This window comes from uncultured Jatrophihabitans sp. (assembly GCF_964252635.1).
Taxonomy (GTDB): domain Bacteria; phylum Actinomycetota; class Actinomycetes; order Mycobacteriales; family Jatrophihabitantaceae; genus Jatrophihabitans.
Genome location: NZ_CAXUNP010000015.1, coordinates 1 through 17,762 on the forward strand (window position 1 = coordinate 1; position 17,762 = coordinate 17,762).

A 17,762-nucleotide genomic window follows, 5' to 3' on the forward strand; every position below is an offset into this window, starting at 1 on the left:
TCGGACGCTACGACTCACGCCGTGTGCCCACCGTCGAGTCTCAATCAGACGGCTCTGGCGCTATCGAGCTTGGCATCGGAGCGCGGTTGCGGGCTCCGCGGCTGGGTCCGGCACCGTAATGAGTGGGCTGGGTTCACGCCCGATGGCGCGGTCAGGGTTGGGTGGCGCGCAGTTCGCGCGGGGTGAGCCCAAAGGTCGTTTTGAATGCACGGTTGAAGCCGCTGAGGTCGCTGAAGCCGCAATGGTGCGCGATGGCGGCGATGCTGTGTCTGGCGGAGCGGGGGTCGAGTAATTCGTTTCGGGCACAGTGCAGTCGACGTCGGCGGAGGTAGAGGGCCACGGTCTCGTGCTCGTCTTCGAAGAGCTTGTGCAGGTAGCGGGTGGAGATGTTCGCGGCTGCTGCAATCTGGTCGGGTGTGAGTGCTGGGTCGCGAAGGTGCGTGTCGATGTAGCTTTTGATGCGATCCCGCAGGATGCGGTGGCGCGCGTCACCGCGTTGGGGGTTCGTTGGGGTGGCCAGCAGCGACACGACGAGGTCGGTTGCGTGCGCCAGTATGTGCTCAGCGTTGGCTTCGGCGATTTGAGACGCGTGCTGGGTGATGTCTAGAACGAAGCGAGACACGACGCCGGTCAGGCCGCTACCACCGGACAGCCGCTGAGCGCTCATACGGCGACGTTCGACCTCGGTGAGTCGGACCGCGTCAACGGGGATGCATAGGGCGGTTGCCGCCCACGGTTCCGGGGGCGTCCAGGTAAATGGGCGAGAATTCTCATACAGGACGGCATCGCCTGGGCCCAGAGTGGCGACGCGGTCGTCTTGCTGAAGAGAGGCGCTGCCGGCGGTGAGAATTGCGACCTGGAAGTAGGCGGCGTCCGACTGTTTGATCAGTGCTGGCGTACGGCGATGGATATGCGCTGTTGCCTCGTGCTCCAGGAATAATAATCGCCCGCGGGCAGTGCTACGCAACACTGCTGTGGGCTCACTCGGCTCGGCCCACCCATCGAGCTGGATAGGCGCCAGAGTGTCGCTCAGGACGCTACGCCACAGCGCCTCGCGATCACGACTGTCCACGCTGTCTGTGGTAACGACGACGTCCGGCATGGCACCTCCTAGCGGTCTTCGAAGTACAGCATCAGCGCTCAGGGCGGTCAACGCCGTTCTTAGCGTCGTGCACTGACGTCCCGGGGTTGTGCGCGCGCGTCCGAGAACAAAGCTGTCCACGGCGCGCAGGCTCTTTGGCGCAGGTCGACAGTGCGCGTTCCGCGCATGCCTGCCCCAAGGAGGTCCCTCACATGAGCAGTCCCACTGTTGTGCTCGTCCACGGCGGATTCGTCGACGGATCCGGGTGGAAGGGGGTCTATGACGAACTCAAGTCCACCGGTCTCGAGGCCCGGATCGTGCAGAACCCCACCAAATCCCTCGCCGACGATGCAGTCGTGACCCGCAACGTCCTCGACACAGTCGACGGTCCTGTCGTGCTCGTCGGACACTCTTATGGCGGCGCCGTCATCAGCGAAGCCGGCACCCATCCCAACGTCGCTGCCCTCGTCTATGTCACCGCGTTCGCGCCCGACACCGGTGAATCCGTCGGCTCCATCATCGACACCTTCCCGAAGGACGGACCGCAGCCACCGATCCTGCCCCCGGTCAACGGCTTCCTGTTCCTCGACCGAGCCAAGTTCGCCGACTCCTTCGCCGGCGACGTGTCCACGGAGGACGCTGAGTTCATGGCCAACTCGCAAGTGCCCTGGGGCCTGGACGCAATCAGCGGGACAGTTACCGACGCAGCGTGGCGATCCAAGCCCAGCTGGTACCTCCACGTCACCGACGACCGCATGATCCCGCCCGCGCAACAGCTCGCGATGGCCGAACGAAGCGGCGCGGCCATCACCGACACCCCCGGCAGCCACGCCATCTACGTCTCACAGCCCACGATCGTCGCCGACCTCATCCGCAGCGCCGCACACAGCGCGACCGACTAGCCACGACGGAGACCCGCAATGACCAAAGAAGTCTCTCGTCGTCACGTGCTGGCAGCTGGCGCGACGCTCGCCGCGTCGGCCGCTGTAGTGGCCGGCTCGACGGGAGCGGCCGCAGCGACCGGGCGCAAGCAGAACACGCCGAAGCCGACCATCGTCCTAGTCCACGGCGGCTACGCCGACTCGTCGTCCTGGAACGGCGTCATCACGCACCTGCAGCGGCGGGGGTACCCCACAATCGCCGGATCGAACCCACTGCGCGGCATCCCCACTGACGCCCCATACATCGCCAGCTTGCTTGACTCCATCAACGGACCCGTCGTGTTGGTGGCGCACTCCATGGGTGGAACCGTCATCACCAACGCGGCCGCAGGAAAAAGCAACGTGAAGGCGCTGGTGTACGTGGCCGCCTTCGTTCCCGACATCGGGGAAACGCAGGGCGAACTCATCACCAAGTACCCCGGCAGCGAAGTCGGGCCGGTAAGCGTGCCAGTGCCCTACACAAAGGCTGACGGCACCACGGGCACCGACCTGTACCTCAGCAAGAGCGGCCAAGCCGCGTTCGCCGCCGACCTGACTGAAGCGCACTTCAAGGTCCTGCAGGCAACGCAACGGCCGTTCGACGCCGACTCGTTTACCTTCCCGACGACGGCCGCGGCGTGGAAGACAATCCCGTCGTGGTGTCTGATTGCGGGCAGCGACAAAGCGATTCCACCCCGAACTGAACGCTGGATGTATGAACGCGCGAGAGCCCGCCAGATCGTCGAGATCCCGCACTCCTCGCATGTAGCGTTGATCAGCCACCCAACGACCGTCGCCAAGCTGATCGAGCGCGCCGCCCGGTCGGTTCAGTAACACAAGGCGACCCACTCCTACGCGCTAAAACGGGAGTGGGTCGCGCCGGGTTACTCAGAAGTACGAATCGCTGATTCAAACACCTACGCGAGGAGCTTATTCAACAACCGCCACATCGATTCATCTGAGCGTCAAGTGTGTATTGCACTCGACCCACTTTGGTGGACACCTGATCCTGGCCGTCCGTCGAGGTACCCGGATGAGTTTCGGCATAGCAGTGCAGATGGCGTTGGCCACTGAGGAGTCCAGAGCGTCAGTGGCCCGGGCGGCTGGGGGTGAATGAGACAACGCTGCGCAACTGAGTTGCCAATAAGCTGGCAGAACCAGCATGGCGGGCGAACCCGTTGTCGGCGAGCCCGTCGGAGTTTGAGGAGCTGCGCCGGCTGCGACGCCAGAATGAAGAGCTGCGGATGGAGAAAGAAATCCTCTACTAGGCAGCCGCCTATTTGCCCAGGAGACTATCCGGTCTGCCGCTCCCAACTGACCATAGGTGATCGAGGTGACTCGTGAGTGCGCGTCCGTTTGCCCTGGAACGGTTGGCGTCGGATGCGGGTTTGCTCCGGCCGTTAGACCGGGTGACGGACCCTCTTCCGTTTAAGGTCGGGGTCACGCTCGTTTACAACGTCCCGCAGGATTCGCAGAGCGTCTTCGAGTTGACGTCGCTGGGACGGGGACAGGGCCGAGAAGGTGACGGTTAGGTCGTCGATGTGACTGGGCAGCGCTCCGAGGACGGCTTGTCGCCCGGCCGGCGTCAGTTTTGCGTACACCGCTCTGCGGTCATCGCCCTCGCGGCTGCGTTCCACTAAACCCTGCTCTTCGAGCCGGTCGATCAGGCGAGTCACCCCACCTGTGGTGAGCGCGAGTTCGCGGACCAGATCACTTGACCGCACGCTGGCACCCGGCGAACGGATCAGCCGGATGAGAACCTCGAAGGTGGATACGGGCAGATCTGAGTCCCTGCGGAGGCCTTCGTCCATCCGTAACCCGAGCCCGTTGGCCGTTTCGACCAGCAGCCCAGCCAGGGTGACGTTCTCGCTACGAATCAGCGAATCTTCGTTGTTGACCTCGCGGCGGGATCGACCGGTTGCCATTCAGTTCGCTCCTTCAGTGCCTAGGCAGTAGCTGACCAGTCAGGAGCTTACTAGAATCGGGACGGTGTTTAGTCGAGGCCGTTCGGGGTGTCACTGACGACGCGCACAGCGGGGGTAGGGCCTGCCTTTCGTGCTCGGCTGATGTTCAACCCGGAATGCACGACGAGTGCGCCCACACAGGCCAGGAGCCACGTCGGTGTTTTGAGGCCGTGGCCGAAGAGCAGGAGGGCCACCAGTCCGGACATGAGTACTGCTCGGGGCGTGGCCAAGGATCGTGACCGAGGGACGCGTAAGACCCACCCCATGGCGTTGAGCGTAAGTAGGTACGCCCCGATTCCTCCGGCAATCATCGCGGCCGCACTTCCCGGCGCATAACCGTCGGCGTGCTCGGCGGCGAGTTGGGTGCCGGCCCCGACGAAAATCACGCCGAGTACCAACGGGAAGTGCAGGTAGGCGCAGATGATGAAAGCGATGCGACCGCTGTTGTCCTGGTCGGCCAGCATCCGGTACCGGAGCCGCCAGGCATGGCGGTCGAAGAACCCCCACCACAAGAGCGCCGCGATGACGAAGCCTTCGGCCAGCACGACCGATGTCGACGGCTGCAAAGGCCTGTCTACGACACTGACCGTGTTGACGGCCGCTTCTCCGAGCACGATGATCGCGAAGGCGGCGAAGCGGTCGGGTAGATGGCGCTCGTCAACAGGCAGCATCCTCTGCAGCCGGTCAGCCACAGCCGGGATCAAGATGTCGACGATCATGGCCATGATCCAAACGATCATCTTGATCGACTCCGGCAGGAAGATGGACACGAACCACGCCGCCGCGGTCAGCGTAAATCCGGTGGCGTAGAACGCGGTGAGGCGCTGGTCTTCTTCGCGGACGCGTACGTAGATGACGGCAATGACGAGGCGCACGGTGAGATAACCGGCCGCGAACCAGGTGTCGGAAGCTCCGGGCACCTCCGGTACGGCCAGCGCCATCAAGCCTGACGCACCGGCCGCGAGGAGCAGCAGGACGGTCGTGATGTTGTCGTCGCTGGGGAACCGGTTGAGCGCGAAGGTCACGCCGGTCCAGGTCCACCACACGGGGACGAACAGCAGCACCACGCGGGCGGCGGTGCGCCAACTCGGGCCCTCATGCAACACGTCCGCGAGCTGCGCGACGCAGAGCACGAACACGAGGTCGAAGAACAACTCGAGACCGGGGTTGCGTTGCTCGGGCCGGGAAACACGCGCCATCATGTTCACGCGTCGAGATCAGCCCTGCAGGCGTGCGGCGATCGCGGCCAGCCTCTTGCATTGATAGTGGGCGGCGGACACCGTCGCCTCGTCGGGGAGCGCGCCGGCACCTGAGGCCCAGGAGGTGCCGTACGGGTTCCCGCCGGCTTCGGAGACCAGCGGGTCTGTGTATCCGGTCGGCACGATGATGCATCCCCAGTGGTACAGGACGTTGTTCAGGGCCAGAATTGTCGACTCCTGCCCGCCGTGGTTGTTGGCGGAGGAGGTGAAGGTGGTGGCGGGCTTGTCGACGAAACCGCCCGCCTGCCACAAGCCGCCGGTTGAGTCGATGAACTGTTTGAGCTGAGCGGCCGGCGTCCCGAAGCGGGTGGGCGTACCGAGCGCCAGCGCGTTGCACCACTCGAGATCTTCGAGCACGGCAGTACGCACGCTGTCCTTCGTCGCGTCGACGTGGGCCTGCCAGACCGGATTGGCAGCGATCGCCGCATCGGGGGCCAGCTCGGGTGTACGACGCAGTCTGACCTCGGCGCCCGCGGCGCGAGCGCCGTCGGCGACACTCTCGGCCAAGCGGTGCACGCTGCCGGTTGCGCTGTAGTAGATGACCGTGACTCGCACGGACATGACATCCTCCTTCGCCGGACGGCCGGTCGAACGGTGAAGGTTTCGTGCCGGCACTCGGTCCCCACCCTGACGGCGGAACCCGCCTATTACCTGACGATAGGCAAGCGAAGTGACCGCCCAGTGCGTCGCCGGGACCGCCGACCGCGGAGCCGAAAAATTTTCCTCCGGTGTGTTGCGGAGCGACCTGGCACGGGTACAAACTTGCTGACAGATCAGTAACTGATTACTCAGTCAGATCGCAAGGAGGTCGTCATGGGACTGCAGCTGAACAGCATTGCCGTTGCCACGAGTCACCGTTCGGTCTGTGGACCGGCGCCGGCGCTGACTCCGACGTCGGAAATGGACCGAGAGCAGGATCGGACCGGCCGGGCGGCCGAGGTGCAGTTCGTCCTCTTCGGCGGGGTGCGCATCGTCCGGGCCGGCGTCGAGATCGAAGTGACCCAACCGAAACAACGCGGTCTGCTCGCGCTGCTTCTGGCCAATGTCGGCGAGGTGGTCTCTGTGGGTTCGATTGTCGACGCTCTCTGGGCCGGCGAACCTGCCGCCACGGCCGTCAACCAGCTGCACCGACACGTCGGCGCTCTGCGACGTGCCTGCGAGCCCGGGCTCGGGCGACGGCAGTCCGGCCAATTCATTCTCGGCAGCGGTCACGGCTACCGGATCGCGGTCGACCCCGATACGAGCGACCTTGTACGGTTCCGTCAGCTCGCCACCCAGGCACGCGAACTCGGCGACGTGGGGGACCAGGCGAACGCCCTCAGGCTGTCACTGCGGGCGCTCGCGGTCGCTGCTTCGCCGGCTGCTGACGAGGACTTCCAGGACCTGCCGGAGTTCGCGTCCGTCGAGGACGAGCGGATCGCCGCCATCGTGACGGCGGTGAAGCAGTGCAGATACGCAGCGGACTACGCAGCACTCCTACCGGCCCTGCGGTCGGCGAGCGAACGTCATCCCTACGACGAGTCACTGGCGGCGAACCTGGTCGACGTGTTGTCCCGCACGGGACGAAGCGCCGAGGCGGTGCGCCTGTACCGCGCCGTACGTCAGAGGCTGCATGACGAGCTTGGCTGCGAGCCCGGCTCCGGGCTCAAGCGGGCGCTGGCGGCAGCTCTGCGTGCGGATTCGACGCCGCCGGAGGAGGCCCGGGTCGACAGCACCGGGACGGTGCCACCGCGCGGCCGCCTGCCCGTGCCGCTGCCCGGCTTCGTGGGCCGCCGCCATATGCTGGCCACGCTTGCGGAGTCTGCGGAGCAACGGGAAATCCTGCTGCTGGCGGGCGCCGGCGGGGTCGGGAAGACGGCTCTGGCGGTCAGACACGCAACCCAGATCGCCGGTCGGTACCCCGACGGGCAACTGTATGTTGATCTTGGCGGTCACGACCCGGGCCGCGAGCCGATCTCCACGCTTGACGCCCTTGCGGACATGCTCGCGGGTTTGAACGTCCCCGCCCATGCCACGCCGCGGGGCGCCAACGAGCGATCGAGGTTGCTGCGCAGCATCTTGTCCTCGCAGCGGCTCCTCGTGCTTCTCGACGACGCGCACGATTTCGCGCAGATCGAGAAGTTGCTGCCCGGCTCGGGCCCGGCCGGCGTCATTGTCACCAGCCGGCACCCTCTGCCCGAGCTCGTCGCGCGCCACGGCGTCGAACTCGTCGAGGTCCGGTCCGTGGATGACGAGCTTCTCGACCTTCTGGCGCGTCGTTCCGCGTCGTCACGTGACAGTCGCGACCTGGCCGACACGGCGCCCTGACGCGGAATCTGTCTATCCGAGCAGTTCGTCGAGCATGGGGTCGACGAGCCGCGTCAGCACCGACAGGTGCCCTTCTCCCGGCGCGCGGTGAAGTGACGCGTCGGGCAGGTGTTCGGCGACCCACTGACTGTGCGCGAGGGGAACGTTGCGGTCGTCGCTGCCGTGCCACATCGAGACTGGCACGTCGACGGTGCCCAGGTCGAAACCCCAGGGCTTGACGAAAGCCAGCTCGTCGTCGACCCAGCCGTCGACGCCCGTGCTGAGGGCGACCCGGTTCGCCGCGGCCAGGTCCTCGGCGAACTCCCCGGTGAGCACCGCCGCGTCTGCGGCAACCAACGTGTCGCCTGTTTCGTCGAAGGCCCGTGGGTCGGCGTGCGGATGCAACATCGCGGCCGCCGCGTGTGACACGACCTCGCGAAGATGCGACTCGCCCTGCAGCGCGGCCTCCCACTCATCGACCTCGACACGAGCCATCCCCTGCAGGAAATCGAGTCCCTCTCCGTCGTACGGGGCAAGACCCGAAACGACAAGTGTGCCGATGACGCCCGGTAGGCGTGCCGCACAGGCGAGCGCGTGCGGCCCACCGCCGGACCATCCGGCCACGAAGTACCGGTCGACACCAAGTGCACGAAAAACCGCGTCGGAGTCGGCGACGACGTCGACTACCGCCCGCCCCGGCGACCGTGTGGACGTGGCGTAACCGGCTCGCGAGATGATGACGAGGCGCGCGCCGCGTCGGTGCACCGCAGCCTCGAGCTGCCGGGTCAGCAACCCACCCCCCGTGCCGTGATGGAACAGCAGAGGTAACCCGTCTTCTGGTCCGCTGATCCGGACCCTGAGGTCCCGGCCATCGTCGAGTTTCAGCGTGGTCATTTGATTCGTTGCCTTCCAGGCATCGTGTCGGACGGTTGAAGGAGGGCGCGGCTCGGTCGCCGCGCTTCGCTGGGCCGGCTCAGCTCGCGCGGCCGTCGAGAGCAGCGAGTCGGCGACTCTGGTAACGGAAAAAACCGATCAGGAACGCCGCCCCGAACGCGAGTCCGCTGACCAGCGCCGAAACCCTGCTCAGAGTCAGGGGCGCGCGGAGCAGCACGTAGACCCCGGTGCCCCCGACGACCGCGTCCACGAAGGCGACCATCGTCGCCAACGTAAACACGCTGAGCAACCGGCTTCGGCGCAGACCCATTCCGCCGAATGCATCGTCGGCCGAGGCCGTAGACGTAAACGAGAAGAACCTGGACGCATCGGGGTGCAGACCCACGTAGTACGAACGGATGCGCGCCATTTCCGCGAGGTGGAGCAGATTCTCCCCGCTCGTGTCGACGAGGCGGACCACGGTGAACAGTCCCAGCAGGAAGATCGTCGGAACCAGGACGGCGAGGGCCCCCAGCAGAAGCGGCTGACGGTCGGCCGCGAACCCCAGAGCGATCAGGGAGCTCGACAGCACACCCAGGAAGATGGACGCCCTCCCAACGGCCTCGCTGACTGTCGTGCTCGCCGCCGACTGCAGTGCGAACTGTTGCGTCGTCAGGGTTGTGAGCAGCGCCGACGACTGCTCGGCGGTCGGCGAACCAATTGATGACTGGGTGTCCGGTGGGGCCACAGCCCTCAACTCATGTTGGTTGTCACCGGTCTGCTGGTCGGTCATTGCGCGTCGCTTGGGGTGACCTGGGCAAGTACGCTCTCGACCATCTCCGCGCCGCCGGCGTCCGAGATCACGGCGAGATAGCCGTCGGGTCGGATCAGCGCCAGCGTATGGTCCTGAGCGCCGTAGGCGACGCGAAGATGGCCACGTGTGTCCATCACACGGCCGGGCCCTGGCGCCTCGGCTACCCGGACGGTCTGCAGGTCGAGGCCCCTGTTGCCCACTGGTGGCATGTCGCCGAAGGCCAGCAGAGTGAAGCGTCCGCCTCGTGTGAGGTCGAACAGCCGGTATTCGCCGTCGGGTGTCTCGAGGTGGGTCGCATCCGGTGCCCGGTCGCCGGCGCGAAGGTCGGCGTCGACGTCACGATCGTCGAAGGCCAGGGCGGAGCCGCGGTAGTTCAGGTCGAGTTGCAGGGTGCTGGCGTCGCGGCGAGTGGCCATGCCCTCTTGCATGGTCTGCGACAGGCGGGCGTTCGACAGACCTAGCACGTGGGCCGCAATCGACCGCCGCTCAGCCTCGTAACTGTCCAGGAGCGACTCCGGGGCGCCGTGCACGACCGCCGCGAGCTTCCATCCCAGGTTGTGGGCGTCCTGGATCCCGGTGTTCATGCCCTGGCCGCCGGCGGGCGAGTGCACGTGCGCGGCGTCCCCGGCGAGGAAGACCTGGCCCTGGCGGTACTGCTGGGCGAGGCGGACGTTGGCACGCCACAACGACGGCCACGTGGGCTCGCCCAGCTGCAAATCAGCTTGACCGGTCCGGCGCTCGAGGACGGCCTGCAGGTTGGCGAGGTCCAGCCCAGGGTTTTGTCCCGGGGCGATGCTGGCCTGGTACTGGAACACCTGGGTCGACGGCAGTGGGCACAGGCTGAGGAAACCATCCTCGTGGCGCCACATGCGCCACGCATCCCGGCCGAGACCGCCGACGTTCACGTCGGCGACGATCATCCGCACGTCCTCGAGCGTCTCGCCCTCGAACACGATCCCTACTGCCTCGCGGACGGTGCTATGGCCGCCGTCGCAGCCGACCAGCCACCGCGCCTCGAGAGTCTCGGTCCGATTCCCGGTCTTGATTACGGCCGAGACTCCCTGGTCGGACTCTGAGAAACCCACGAGCCGGGCGCCGAACTCCACCGCAACGCCGAGTTGGTCCAGCCGGAGCCGCAACGCTTCCTCGACGCGCCACTGCGGTGTCACCAGGCTTGTCGTGTACGGCACGTCCGGGCGGTTCTTCAACGACTCCGGCTCGGCCCCGCCGAGGATCACCCGGCCGTCCAAAGCGGTGGAGCGGATCGGCATCGCCAGCTCGCCGTTGGCCAGTACCTGGTCGACGATGCCGAGATCGTCGAGCACCTCCAGGGTGCGCGGTTGGACACCCTTACCGCGCGAGCCGGGCTGCGGGCCCGGCGCAGCCTCGAGCAGGCGACAGGTGATGCCACGGCGAGCGAGCTCCACGGCCAGGGTCAGACCGGTGGGTCCGGCACCGACGACGAGCACTGCGCAGGCGTCGGTTGTCTGCGGCACGCGTGTCATCTCCTTTGGGTTGATCGTTCGCGTTGTCATCCGGCTGCGTCCGGGAGGTGCGCGGCGATGAAGGCCAACGTCGGTGCGATGACATCCTGGAGATAACCCTCGGCGTGTCGCGACCCCGGCAACAACAGGGTCTGCACGGCCACACCTGAGGCGGCCAATGCCGCGGCCATGACGGACACCTCGGTCGCTGGGACGAGCTCATGGATGGAGTTGACCAGGAACATGGGCCGGCAGCGGCTTGTGACCCGGTGGGACACGGTCGCGACACACGCATCTGCGAGATCGTTCGAGCCCACGAGGTTCATGACCAGCCACTTGTAGTAGGACGCGTCGGCGCCGGTTTGGTCTATCGACGCGCTGGGCGCGGTCGGGTCCACGTCGAGCTTGCGAGCTGTCGTGGTCTGGTGGCGTTGCATGAAGTCGTCGAGCACCATCAGGCCCGACCATGACACCGCGGGCAAGCGGTGCCGGATTGCGATTTCAACGGCAAGGTTGCCTCCGGAGGACCCGCCGACGGCGACGACACGGTCGCGATCAAACACCGCATCGGACTCCTTGAACGAGGTCAACGCCGAGGAGACGTCGTCCACCTGCGTCGGGTAGAGGTTGGACCGCGTCTGCGCGTCGGCCAGCCGGTAATTCGGCGCCGCGACCACGTACCCGGCGTCCGTGAACAGCTGCGCCGTCACGGTCTCCTTGTTCTTGTCTCCCTGCCACCAGCCCCCGCCGTGGATGAGTAGGACTGCGGCCCCGTTCGCCACGGCGGGTTGATGGATGTCCATGCGCTGGCGGACGTCCCTGCCGTAAGCGACGTCACGAATCGATTGCACGGTGGGTGCCTCCAAGAGGAGTGATGGCCGAGGGCCGAGGTGTTCTGCGGGCCGATGACTCAGGCGGAGGCTGCCGGCAGCGGCCAGCGGCGGAATATGCCGACGTGGATGATGACAGCCGCGGCGACGGTGTTCAGGGCATAGGTCGCCCACCCTGTCGCGGCACCACCGGTGAAGCCGAGGACGCGTGCTGACGCTGTGCCTGCGACCAGAGCGAGGCCGCCGAGAGCGAACATAGCCAGGCCTGCGAACAGGTTCGCCGAACGTGTTCCGAGCAGTCCCGTCGGCCAGCCCTCGAACAGCATGCCCAGGACCAGACCTGCGGTGGTGACTGCCGCGCCCAGGGCGCCGATCAACAGCTCGTCGTGGATCCACCCGGAAAGGATCGCGTGCACCCCGAGCCCCAGGACGACGGTGGCAAGGTTTCCGGTAACCAGGCGCGCGGGGCGTGAGTGCACTCTCGCTACCGGGACACCGCGAAGTACAACCCACCCCAGTACCTGAAACACCGACACGCAGGCCAGAGCGGCCAGGAACGTATTAGGGGTGATGAGTCCGGTGCCCACGAACAGCCGTTCCAGCACCAGCCCGACCAACCAGGTGGCGATGAGCGCGATGGCGCCTCCGCCGAGACGACCGCGGGAACGCAGCGGCCAGCCCTCGGTGACCAACGTGAACTGGAGGAAGACCGTGAAGGCGGCGGCACCGAGCGGCAGCAGTGCTGGGAACGGTGCGTCGTGCCCAGCGACGTCGTCAGCGGTGAACAGCGCAGCGAGGTCGGGATGCTGCACGATGGTTTGCCCGAGCGCGGCGAAGGCGGTGCCGCCGACGGCGACGATTGCGATGTCCGCCCACCCCGACCAGAACGGTCGAAGTCTGGCGCCAGGCCAATCCTCCCACCACAAGGCAATCAGCGCAGTGACAGGCAGGGCGTAGAGGACGAGGATTCCGAAAACCGGCAGCGTGTCGCGCGCTCCGCCCCGGACGAATAGGAGCGTCACGGTCACCAGCGCCACGACGGCCAGACCCAGAAGTCCGTTCCGCGGCTGGGGTGCGCGCTCGACCTTCGTTACCGCGGTGACCTGCTCGGGGTGATGTCCGCTCCGGCTGCTGATGGGCGGTCTTGTCGACAGCGGTTGACGCGGTAGGTAGCGCCGCTTCAACCACTGCCGTTCACGTGACGTACTCATCTCGGATCTCCAGGTAGGGCCGGCCGGGTCGACGACGGCCCGCACGTTCCGGGTCAGCGCGACTAGCTGTTGCTGCTAGCCGATGCCGAGCGCCGCGTAAAAGCTGTGGTCGTCGTAGAACAGCCACTCCTCGTCCATCGTGCCGTCGCTGTTCCAGACGCCGACGGTGGCCATGTTGTACGACCACGCTCTGTTCGTCGGCTGTATCTGGCCGCCTTTGCCGTCAGGCGTCGGCCTAGTGAAGGTGCCGGCCATCACCCCGGTGACACAGGTCAAATTGCCCTTGGCAATGCGTAGCGGGTGGTGGTGAATGTGTGCGTCAGGGGAGGACACGAAAATGGCCTGCATGTCCTCGAGGTGCTTGTCCAACCCGTCGGTGTAGTGACCGTCCGGAAAGTGCACCCGGATGTTCTTGGCGTGGCTCTCTTGAAATCGGTCCCACAGCGCCCCGCTGAAGATCGTGAAATCCAGTTCGTCGAATGTTGTGAGGTGCTGCAGCTCCTCCGCGGTCAGCCCCGACGGGAACGGCGGGTTGGCCAGGTCCGTCGACGCGGGGTCGGGCAACACGTCCGGGGTGATCGGACCGAGGTCCGTCTTGCCCGCACGTCCGCTCGCGGTCATGCGCAGGCTGACGCCGGCCAGCACCGAGGAAATAGCCGCGACTCCCAACACCGTCGACGCTCCATGCAACCCATGCGGGTCGACGCGTTCCCCACCAGCGGCGTTTGGCGAGCCCGGGCCGTGCTCGAGATGACGTGCCATGCTTCCTCCAACGGTGTAGTGAGCAGCCGAATGCTGAACAGTTCGCTCGGGACTGATCACTGCATTCGCGAAATCACGTCCTGCGAGCCAGACCTCACGCTAGGAACTCGAAGTGACTGCCGAGTGCGCCTGCCGAGCCGCATCACCTGGTTGCCCGGTCGTTCTACGGGGGTTCAGCCGTGAGCTGGAATTGCTAGCTCTAGTGTCGGGCTGGCGCGGCAGCGAGATACGCGCGTGGACATGGTCGTCGCGGCGCACCCACTTCCGGATGGCGAGACGGAACGGTCTGCACGACCCCGGCCTCGTTGCCTACCAGTAAGATCATTCTGGCCGCCGACCAGGCGCGCCCGGACTCGAGAAGGCGCTCGGATATGACGCCCGCGTAGGTGCGAACCGTCTACTCCAAGGGGTGGGCAGCAATACCCCGGCGGAGCAGTCCGAAGTGTTCGAGATCATCTAGAAGATGACCCACGTCCTACGGCCCGCCCACAATCGTGTTGACCCCGTTGGCAGGGCAAACAAGCTCCTCGCGGCGCTCACGAAGTAGAGTGCGTACATCAGCAGAGTTCGTCACCTGTCATCGACCGACTATTGGATGACAGATGGTCTGACAATGGCTGACTTAGCACCTATCGATCTATCTGCGGATCTCTCGTACTCCAAACTGCCGCGCAAATCGACGGCTATGGCGCAGCTCGACCTACCTGGTATTGCGTCAGCTGACAGGCGATCGAAGGTTCGAGCGTGGTTGCTATGCGCCAACGACAGGTGTGAGGTGTTCGGTGCGACCTCACCTCATGTCGAGAGGGCGCAGGATGTGTACTGGGGCCGTCAGGTGGAGGCAACGTCGATGAGCACTTTCCCGACTGATCCTTCCTGCACGGCTCGGTGGGCGTCGGCGGCATGTTCGACCGGGTAGTGGTGAATGGGTAGTCCGTGCTCCTCGCCAACGGCGAGATTGCCGGATTCGACAGCGGCAGCTACGTCCCTGACGGCGGCGGCAAGTGTCGCGGGCGCAAAGTTGTAGAGAAGCTCGAAGTGCAGGCGGAGGCCGTGCTGCATGCTCGCCATGATCGGCACGTCGACGAGCTCGCCGCCGTCGGTCGCGTAGGCCGAGATCGTGCCGCCGCCGCGGATTACCGCGAGATCCAGCGCGAGATTCTCGGCAGGCGACACCTCGACAACGGTGTCAACTCCTCCCGGGATGAAGTCGCGAACCTCGGCCGCGACGTCGGCATCGCGGTAGTTCGGGACGTGGTGCGCTCGGGCCAGCTCGGCCTTCCGGGGCCCGCTGACTGTCGAGATGACCGTCGCGCCGGCCCATCGCGCGAGTTGGATGGCTGCGTTGCCCACTGCGCCTGCGCCTCCGGCGACGAGGACCGCGCTGCCGTCCAGCGCGCCGGGATGCAACCTGTGGGGACCGTCCTCGGACGTAGTCAGCGCTCGATGCGCAGTCAGCGCCGGCACACCGAGAGAGGCTCCGACGTCGGAGGAGGCACTATCGGGAAGTCGCACCACACGTTCGACGGGAAGCACTGTGTACTCCTGAGCGGTACCGGTCGGTCGGCCATGCTGCGCGAGGAACACCCACACGCGATCACCCACCGTGAGACCACTGACGTCCGCGCCGACCGCGTCGATCACGCCGGCGCCGTCGTGGTTGGGCACGATCTCCACGAAATCGAGGCCGGGTCCGGTTGCACTCCGGCGACGCTTCCAATCGGTCGGATTGATGCCGGATCGAACGACCCGGACGCGCACCTCGCCTGGTGCTGGTTCGACTGTCGGACGGTCGACAAGCTGCAAAACATCGACGCCGCCGGACGTGGCGTAGATGACCGCTCGCATTGATTCTCCTCGCGTTGGACGTGTGATCCGGATTGCCGCTGACCCATCGACGGGTCACCTCGATCGCACGGGTCGATCGGCCGTTACCGAGGTGGCGCCGGCCGGTACGGACGGGCGGCGACGAGCGTCATTGCTTGCGCACGGGGTGGACCTCGAAGCTGTAGCACTGGGGCCACCCGATCGTGAACGGCACCGCCGTGCGGGTGTCCGGCGGCGTCACGAGGATGCGCGGGTACTTTGGTGCGTCACACCCGGCCTGCGCGGCGCCCGATGTCTTGGTGCTGTGCCCCTCGAGGTAGGAGAACACCGAACCACCGGGATGCACGGTGAGGGTGGCGACCCGTTCGATCGTGCCCGCCACTGGGCCGCCGATGACGCGCTTGGCCTGTCGCACTTGCGTGCCGCTGGAGTCGACGATGGCCGCACCCGGGAAGCCGGTCAGCGTGCACGCGGTCGAGGACGTGTTGGCGAGGGTTATGCGCAGGACGTGTGCGTCGGGGACGTTCTGCGACGCGACGCCGGCGCGTAGTTGTGACTCGGCGCAGGCAGCCGTTCCGGCTGATGATTCGGGTGATGTTGTTGGGTGCCCAGTGGCGCTGGCGTCGCTCGTAGGCGGCGGAGCTGAGGTGGAGGTCGTTGTGCTCGGCGTGTGCGGCGGCGAGGACGACGCCGTCGAGGGCGTGGAAGTCGTGCCGGAGGCGCCCGTGGAGCTGGAGCAGGCTGCGATCCCCGTCAGGGCGATGATTGCGCCCAGCGCGAGGGTGATTCGGTGCAGTCGTGTCACGGGGTTCCTTTCCTTCGGCAGTGCCCTCTTGGGTGCGAGTGAATCAGCTGATCTTCGCCAGGTAGCCCGCGACGGCTGTCTGGTCGCCGGCATCGGATATCAGTCCGATGTAGCCGTCCGGTCGGATCAGCGCGAGCGTTCCGTCTACGGCGTCGTAGGACTGCGTGAGGAAGCCGGCCGTGTCTGCGATCTCTGTCGCGGCGGCCGGCTCGGTGACCACGCGCAGCGTGTGGACGTCGGAGCCATGGTCTGCGGGCGCGGTCGCGGATCCGAACGCCAGCAGCGTGAAATGTGGGCCGCGAAGGAGATCGAACAATCGGTGTGTGCTGTCGTCCGCGGCGCCGACGGCGATCTCGGTGGCGTCCGGTGCCCGATCGCCTGCTCGCAGACGGGCGTCCTCGGCCCGGTCGTCCTGGGCGAGGACGGAGCCGCGGTACCCGACGTCGAGCTGCATGGTGGTCGCGTCCCGCCGGGTCGGGATGGCGTTGGTCCGGAGGGTCTGGCGCAACCGATCGTTGGACAGCGCGAGGACACCGGCCGCGATGGGCCGTCGTTCAGCGTCGTAGGTGTCGAGCAGCGTCTGCGGGGCGCCGTTGACGACGGCGGCGAGCTTCCACGCGAGGTTGTAGGCGTCCTGGATGCCGGTGTTCATCCCCTGCCCACCGGCGGGGGAATGGACGTGCGCGGCGTCGCCGGCGAGGAACACGCGCCCGACGCGGTAGCGGTCGACAAGACGGACATTGGCGCGCCACAGCGTGCGCCAGAGTGGTTGGCGCAGCCTGATGTCGGACCGGCCGGAGCGTTGTTCGAGGATCGCCTGCAGATTCGCGAGGTCGAGGTCGGGGTTCTGCCCGTCGGCGATGCCGGCCTGGTACTGGAACAGGTCCGTCGAGGGCAGCGGACAGAGGTTGACCATGCCCTCGCGGTGGATCCACATGTGCCAGGCGTCGCGGTCCAGGCCGGTCGCCTCCACATCGGCGACGATCATCCGCACGTCCTCGAGGGTCTCGCCGTCGAAAGTGATCCCGGCCTGTTTCCGGACGGTGCTGCGTCCGCCGTCGCAACCCACCAGCCAGTCGACGGTGACGGTCTCCGTCCGGCCGTCGCGGGCGAGGATCGCTGACACGGTCCCGGGTGCCTGCTCGATCCTGATGAGGGTGGTCCCGAACTCGACGACGCCGCCGAGCGAGGTCAGCAGGTCGCGCAGCGTCTCCTCAATGCGCCACTGCGGTGTGATCAGGCGGGTCTGGTACGGGACATCTGTGCGTGCCGGGGGGATATCGATCCCGCGCAGGACCGACGCCCCGTCCGGACCGGTCACCCGCATGGGCATCGCGAGCTGTCCGTGGGCCAGGACGGTGTCGATGATGCCGAGGTCTTCGAACACCTCCAGCGTCCGGGGCTGGATGCCTTTGCCGCGCGAGCCCGGCTGCGGCCCGGGGGCGGCGTCGATCACCCGTACCGGCACGCCGCGGACTGCGAGCTGGCACGCCAGCGTCAACCCGGTGGGCCCGGCTCCCACGACGAGCACGGTGGGGTGGGACACGGCGCCAAGGGCATTCACATCAGTCACGGTGTGGTCTTTCTCGATAGGGTTTGCGTCGCTCATGGGGCGCCTGGTGCGGGTCGCGGCTCACGGCCCTGGG

At 66.4% G+C, this 17,762-nt stretch carries 16 protein-coding genes; 3 read left to right on the forward strand and 13 right to left on the reverse strand.

Features of this window, described 5'->3' with window-relative positions; genetic code table 11:
• Positions 1 to 151: 151 nt before the first annotated feature.
• Positions 152 to 1,102 carry a helix-turn-helix domain-containing protein gene (locus ACFFCA_RS08930; protein ID WP_375483901.1) on the reverse strand — a complete coding sequence of 317 codons (951 nt, stop codon included), beginning with the start codon at positions 1,100 to 1,102 and terminating at the stop codon, positions 152 to 154.
• Positions 1,103 to 1,293: 191 nt separating this feature from the next.
• Here ACFFCA_RS08930 and ACFFCA_RS08935 point away from each other — a divergent pair, with 191 nt between their 5' ends.
• Both ACFFCA_RS08935 and ACFFCA_RS08940 read left to right on the forward strand, forming a co-directional pair.
• The gene (locus ACFFCA_RS08935) at positions 1,294 to 1,983 is read left to right on the forward strand and encodes an alpha/beta fold hydrolase (protein WP_375483903.1); all 690 of its coding nucleotides are present in this window, start codon (positions 1,294 to 1,296) and stop codon (positions 1,981 to 1,983) included.
• An 18-nt stretch (positions 1,984 to 2,001) separates the two neighbouring features.
• A complete protein-coding gene (locus ACFFCA_RS08940; protein WP_375483905.1) occupies positions 2,002 to 2,835 on the forward strand; it encodes an alpha/beta fold hydrolase in 834 nt (277 codons plus the stop codon).
• A gap of 566 nt (positions 2,836 to 3,401) precedes the next feature.
• Here the strand turns inward: ACFFCA_RS08940 and ACFFCA_RS08945 are convergent.
• From ACFFCA_RS08945 to wrbA, 3 genes are all read right to left on the reverse strand, one after another.
• Positions 3,402 to 3,926 carry a MarR family winged helix-turn-helix transcriptional regulator gene (locus ACFFCA_RS08945; RefSeq protein ID WP_375483907.1) on the reverse strand — a complete coding sequence of 175 codons (525 nt, stop codon included), beginning with the start codon at positions 3,924 to 3,926 and terminating at the stop codon, positions 3,402 to 3,404.
• Positions 3,927 to 3,994: 68 nt separating this feature from the next.
• Positions 3,995 to 5,167, reverse strand: a complete 1,173-nt coding sequence (locus tag ACFFCA_RS08950; protein WP_375484072.1) for a low temperature requirement protein A — start codon at positions 5,165 to 5,167, stop codon at positions 3,995 to 3,997.
• A gap of 15 nt (positions 5,168 to 5,182) precedes the next feature.
• Entirely contained in the window at positions 5,183 to 5,785 is a 603-nt protein-coding gene (gene wrbA / locus ACFFCA_RS08955) for an NAD(P)H:quinone oxidoreductase (RefSeq protein ID WP_375483909.1), read from the reverse strand.
• 252 nt (positions 5,786 to 6,037) lie between these two features.
• Between wrbA and ACFFCA_RS08960 the strand changes: the two genes are divergently transcribed.
• Complete coding sequence (locus ACFFCA_RS08960) at positions 6,038 to 7,531, forward strand: BTAD domain-containing putative transcriptional regulator (protein ID WP_375483911.1); 1,494 nt, start codon at positions 6,038 to 6,040, stop codon at positions 7,529 to 7,531.
• 12 nt (positions 7,532 to 7,543) lie between these two features.
• Here ACFFCA_RS08960 and ACFFCA_RS08965 read toward each other — a convergent pair whose 3' ends face one another.
• The 9 genes from ACFFCA_RS08965 to ACFFCA_RS09005 all read right to left on the reverse strand — a co-directional run bounded on the left by ACFFCA_RS08965 (position 7,544) and on the right by ACFFCA_RS09005 (position 17,725).
• Positions 7,544 to 8,404, reverse strand: a complete 861-nt coding sequence (locus ACFFCA_RS08965; RefSeq protein ID WP_375483913.1) for an alpha/beta fold hydrolase — start codon at positions 8,402 to 8,404, stop codon at positions 7,544 to 7,546.
• A gap of 79 nt (positions 8,405 to 8,483) precedes the next feature.
• Entirely contained in the window at positions 8,484 to 9,176 is a 693-nt protein-coding gene (locus tag ACFFCA_RS08970; RefSeq protein WP_375483915.1) for a hypothetical protein, read from the reverse strand.
• A complete protein-coding gene (locus ACFFCA_RS08975) occupies positions 9,173 to 10,702 on the reverse strand; it encodes an FAD-dependent oxidoreductase (protein ID WP_375483917.1) in 1,530 nt (509 codons plus the stop codon). The genes ACFFCA_RS08970 and ACFFCA_RS08975 overlap by 4 nt, the downstream gene beginning before the upstream one ends.
• Before the next feature lie 26 nt (positions 10,703 to 10,728).
• A complete protein-coding gene (locus ACFFCA_RS08980) occupies positions 10,729 to 11,532 on the reverse strand; it encodes an alpha/beta hydrolase (RefSeq protein WP_375483919.1) in 804 nt (267 codons plus the stop codon).
• 59 nt (positions 11,533 to 11,591) lie between these two features.
• Positions 11,592 to 12,548: a hypothetical protein gene (locus ACFFCA_RS08985; protein ID WP_375483920.1), complete on the reverse strand. Its 957-nt coding sequence runs from the start codon at positions 12,546 to 12,548 to the stop codon at positions 11,592 to 11,594.
• Between the two features lie 249 nt (positions 12,549 to 12,797).
• Positions 12,798 to 13,484, reverse strand: coding sequence for an ester cyclase (locus ACFFCA_RS08990; RefSeq protein WP_375483922.1), 687 nt, complete (start codon positions 13,482 to 13,484; stop codon positions 12,798 to 12,800).
• Positions 13,485 to 14,315: 831 nt separating this feature from the next.
• The gene (locus tag ACFFCA_RS08995) at positions 14,316 to 15,332 is read right to left on the reverse strand and encodes an NADPH:quinone reductase (RefSeq protein ID WP_375483924.1); all 1,017 of its coding nucleotides are present in this window, start codon (positions 15,330 to 15,332) and stop codon (positions 14,316 to 14,318) included.
• A 127-nt stretch (positions 15,333 to 15,459) separates the two neighbouring features.
• The gene (locus ACFFCA_RS09000) at positions 15,460 to 16,116 is read right to left on the reverse strand and encodes a DUF4232 domain-containing protein (RefSeq protein ID WP_375483926.1); all 657 of its coding nucleotides are present in this window, start codon (positions 16,114 to 16,116) and stop codon (positions 15,460 to 15,462) included.
• A gap of 43 nt (positions 16,117 to 16,159) precedes the next feature.
• Positions 16,160 to 17,725, reverse strand: coding sequence for an FAD-dependent oxidoreductase (locus tag ACFFCA_RS09005; protein ID WP_375483927.1), 1,566 nt, complete (start codon positions 17,723 to 17,725; stop codon positions 16,160 to 16,162).
• Positions 17,726 to 17,762: the final 37 nt, after the last annotated feature.